The sequence below is a fragment of the Providencia sp. PROV130 genome (assembly GCF_028482225.1).
GTDB lineage: Bacteria > Pseudomonadota > Gammaproteobacteria > Enterobacterales > Enterobacteriaceae > Providencia > Providencia rettgeri.
Genome location: NZ_JAMPQC010000077.1, coordinates 1 through 1,241 on the forward strand (window position 1 = coordinate 1; position 1,241 = coordinate 1,241).

Annotated in this window: 2 protein-coding genes; both read right to left on the minus strand. The window is 57.9% G+C overall.

Annotated elements, in window-relative coordinates:
* Positions 1–23 precede the first annotated feature (23 nt).
* A complete protein-coding gene (sul1, locus tag PSF28_RS23585) occupies positions 24–863 on the minus strand; it encodes a sulfonamide-resistant dihydropteroate synthase Sul1 (RefSeq protein ID WP_000259031.1) in 840 nt (279 codons plus the stop codon).
* The gene (locus PSF28_RS23590; protein WP_000679427.1) at positions 857–1,204 is read right to left on the minus strand and encodes a quaternary ammonium compound efflux SMR transporter QacE delta 1; all 348 of its coding nucleotides are present in this window, start codon (positions 1,202–1,204) and stop codon (positions 857–859) included. Before PSF28_RS23590 ends, sul1 begins: the two co-directional genes overlap by 7 nt.
* Positions 1,205–1,241: the final 37 nt, after the last annotated feature.

Below are 1,241 nucleotides of genomic sequence, written 5' to 3' on the forward strand. Positions count from 1 at the left end.
AGCGGGCGGCCGGAAGGTGAATGCTAGGCATGATCTAACCCTCGGTCTCTGGCGTCGCGACTGCGAAATTTCGCGAGGGTTTCCGAGAAGGTGATTGCGCTTCGCAGATCTCCAGGCGCGTGGGTGCGGACGTAGTCAGCGCCATTGCCGATCGCGTGAAGTTCCGCCGCAAGGCTCGCTGGACCCAGATCCTTTACAGGAAGGCCAACGGTGGCGCCCAAGAAGGATTTCCGCGACACCGAGACCAATAGCGGAAGCCCCAACGCCGACTTCAGCTTTTGAAGGTTCGACAGCACGTGCAGCGATGTTTCCGGTGCGGGGCTCAAGAAAAATCCCATCCCCGGATCGAGGATGAGCCGGTCGGCAGCGACCCCGCTCCGTCGCAAGGCGGAAACCCGCGCCTCGAAGAACCGCACAATCTCGTCGAGCGCGTCTTCGGGTCGAAGGTGACCGGTGCGGGTGGCGATGCCATCCCGCTGCGCTGAGTGCATAACCACCAGCCTGCAGTCCGCCTCAGCAATATCGGGATAGAGCGCAGGGTCAGGAAATCCTTGGATATCGTTCAGGTAGCCCACGCCGCGCTTGAGCGCATAGCGCTGGGTTTCCGGTTGGAAGCTGTCGATTGAAACACGGTGCATCTGATCGGACAGGGCGTCTAAGAGCGGCGCAATACGTCTGATCTCATCGGCCGGCGATACAGGCCTCGCGTCCGGATGGCTGGCGGCCGGTCCGACATCCACGACGTCTGATCCGACTCGCAGCATTTCGATCGCCGCGGTGACAGCGCCGGCGGGGTCTAGCCGCCGGCTCTCATCGAAGAAGGAGTCCTCGGTGAGATTCAGAATGCCGAACACCGTCACCATGGCGTCGGCCTCCGCAGCGACTTCCACGATGGGGATCGGGCGAGCAAAAAGGCAGCAATTATGAGCCCCATACCTACAAAGCCCCACGCATCAAGCTTTTGCCCATGAAGCAACCAGGCAATGGCTGTAATTATGACGACGCCGAGTCCCGACCAGACTGCATAAGCAACACCGACAGGGATGGATTTCAGAACCAGAGAAAGAAAATAAAATGCGATGCCATAACCGATTATGACAACGGCGGAAGGGGCAAGCTTAGTAAAGCCCTCGCTAGATTTTAATGCGGATGTTGCGATTACTTCGCCAACTATTGCGATAACAAGAAAAAGCCAGCCTTTCATGATATATCTCCCAATTTGTGTAGGGCTTATTATGCAC

Bases quoted from the DNA above. Each gene is read 5' to 3' on its own strand.
- sul1 (WP_000259031.1), bottom strand. From the start codon at position 863: ATGGTGACGGTGTTCGGCATTCTGAATCTCACCGAGGACTCCTTCTTC.
- PSF28_RS23590 (WP_000679427.1), bottom strand. From the start codon at position 1,204: ATGAAAGGCTGGCTTTTTCTTGTTATCGCAATAGTTGGCGAAGTAATC.